1 protein-coding gene and 2 pseudogenes are annotated in these 1,872 nt (G+C 75.4%); 1 reads left to right on the top strand and 2 read right to left on the bottom strand.

Annotation, left to right across the window (positions count from 1 at the left end; all coding sequences use genetic code 11):
- Both AOK18_RS29735 and AOK18_RS29730 read right to left on the bottom strand, forming a co-directional pair.
- A partial coding sequence (locus tag AOK18_RS29735; RefSeq protein ID WP_055696309.1) for a C40 family peptidase occupies nucleotides 1–1,056 on the bottom strand: 1,056 nt, incomplete at its 3' end.
- A gap of 300 nt (nucleotides 1,057–1,356) precedes the next feature.
- Nucleotides 1,357–1,752: pseudogene (locus AOK18_RS29730) on the bottom strand (class I SAM-dependent methyltransferase); the annotation flags it as partial.
- On the opposite strand from AOK18_RS29730, the pseudogene AOK18_RS35575 reads away from it, so the two are divergent.
- Nucleotides 1,740–1,872 (top strand): annotated as a pseudogene (locus AOK18_RS35575) (class I SAM-dependent methyltransferase); the annotation flags it as partial. The pseudogenes AOK18_RS29730 and AOK18_RS35575 sit on opposite strands and share 13 nt — an antisense overlap.

The following is a 1,872-nucleotide window of genomic DNA, read 5'->3' as shown; positions in this document are numbered from 1 at the left end:
GGCGGTCGTCACCGTCCGCCCCGGGCGCGGGGCGTGCACCATGGCGCCGTCGCCGAGGTACATGCCGACGTGGCTGGCGTCGTTCCAGTAGATGATGAGGTCGCCCGGCCGCATGTCCCGGACGGCGACGCGCGGCAGCCGTCTCCACTGCTCCTGCGAGGTGCGCGGGACGGTCCGCCCGGCCGCCGCCCACGCCTGTGAGGTCAGCCCCGAGCAGTCGTACGCCTCCGGGCCCTCGGCGCCCCACACGTACGGCTTGCCGATCTGGGCGGTGGCGTACGCGACGGCCTTCCTGCCCTGTGCGGTCGCCCCGGCCGCGACGCCTTCGAGGACGCCGGACTCCAGCCAGGCGGCCTGGGCCCTCTCGGCGGCCTCCCGCTCCAGCTCGGCCAGGCGCTCCTTCTCCTCCTGCTCCAGCTCGGACTCGACCTTCTCGGCCGCCGCGATCCTCTTCTCGATCTTCCGCTGCGCCTTGGCCCTGGCCCTGCGGCCCGTCTCCAGCTTCCGCCACCGGGCTTCGGCGTCCTCCGCGTACTGCTCCAGGTCCTCCTGGGTGCGCCGCATCTCGCCGAGCAGGCCCTTGGCCGCGTGCTGGCCCTGACGTATCCGGCCCGCGCCGACGAGGAAGTCCTGGGGGTCGTCGCTCAGCATCAGGTGGGCCTCGGGCGGCAGTCCGCCGCCGCGGTACTGGGACGCGGCCGCGGCACCCGCGCGGTCCTCCAGGTCGTCCAGCTTCTCCCGCCCCCTGACGATCTTCCCGGTCAGCTCGACGATCTCGGCGGACTGCTGCTTCGTCCGCTCCTCGGCGGCGTTGTACTCCTCGGTGGCGACGGCCACCGCGCGGTAGAGCCTCTCGAGCTTCTTGCGCACGGCTTCGAGGTCCCTGGACGGCGCGGCCCCGGAGTCCTCACCGGGGTGCGTGCCGGCGCTCGCGGTCGTGCCCGGGGAGGGGCGGGGGGTGGGAACCGCGAACGCCGTGCCCGGTGCCGCCAGCACGGTGATCGCGCAGACCACGGCCACCGCCGTCGCCGTCAGAGTGCGCCTGCCCGTCTTCATGACCCCGCCCCCAAGCCGATCAACCGTCAGTGACGCCTCGTCACTCGGGGGATGGTGCCATGCCGGCCTGTGGGGTGACCAGAGGTAACCCCTCCCCGAGCATGGGGTTCGCCCCTCGATGTGACGAACGGCTCCCGGAAATCGTGCCCGGCGTCGGCGTCGGCGTCGGCGTCGCCCTCGGCTTCGGCGCTGACGGCGGCGCCGGCACCGGCCGGAGCCCCGAGGTCCCGGGCTTCCGAGGTCCCGGAGCGTTGCCTCCTCCCCCCGGGGTGGCGCCTCACCCTCCGGGGGCGCGTCGGCTCATCCTCGGGGTGCCAGGGCCTCCCAGCACACCGTGACCTCGCCCTGCCGCCACCGTGCCGGGCCGTCCGTCACCGGCCAGTCGGCCGCGAGGTCCCGCACCGTACGGATCCAGCGCTGGCGGGCGCCGTACGAGGCGTAGGGTGCCGCCGCCGCCCAGGCGCGGTCGAAGTCGCGCAGGAAGGCGTGCACCGGCTCGCCGGGGACGTTGCGGTGGATGAGCGCCTTCGGCAGGCGTTCCGCCAGGTCCGAGGGGCGCTCCAGGGAGCCGAGGCGGGTCGCGAACGTGACCGTGCGCGGCCCCTCGGGGCCGAGGGCGACCCACACGTGCCGCCGTCCGATCTCGTCACAGGTCCCCTCGACCAGCAGCCCTCCGGGCGAGCCCCGCCCCGGGGCGGCCGGCCCTGGTCCGCGCGGCGAACGTCCTGCGCCAGTACGACGAGGCCGAGGTCGCCGCCGTGTGGCAGCGGCTGTGCGCGCGGCTCGCACCGGCCGCCCCGGGGCGGGGCTCGCCCG

The organism is Streptomyces prasinopilosus (genome assembly GCF_001419695.1).
Lineage (GTDB): Bacteria > Actinomycetota > Actinomycetes > Streptomycetales > Streptomycetaceae > Streptomyces > Streptomyces prasinopilosus.
Note: the sequence above shows the minus strand (reverse complement) of the source record. Positions and strands in the feature narration are given on the sequence as shown.